This is a genomic window from Paenibacillus sp. GbtcB18 (genome assembly GCF_019091125.1).
Lineage (GTDB): Bacteria > Bacillota > Bacilli > Paenibacillales > NBRC-103111 > Paenibacillus_F > Paenibacillus_F chitinolyticus.
The window spans coordinates 1-236 of sequence record NZ_JAGXJX010000850.1; the positions used below are offsets into that span (position 1 = coordinate 1).

The following is a 236-nucleotide window of genomic DNA, read 5'->3' on the forward strand; positions in this document are numbered from 1 at the left end:
CTTTGTATCTTTATCTATATCCATATTGAATGTAATCTCAGATATGGCCACATTCAAATTCATTCCAACGTTGAACTTAAAATGGTTGTCATTATAGCCTGTGTTAATATAACGATTTATGCTAAAGACATTAATCGTTATAAAATCTTTTTCCTTTGTATCTTTTAGACGGTTATTATTTTTAACTGGAGCAGAAGGAATATGCATTGTAAGAGAGACCGGTGTATTAGCTTTTT

General features: G+C 30.1%; 1 pseudogene. It reads right to left on the reverse strand.

What is annotated here, in order from left to right:
* Positions 1 to 236 (reverse strand): annotated as a pseudogene (locus KVT34_RS31110) (Ger(x)C family spore germination C-terminal domain-containing protein); the annotation flags it as partial.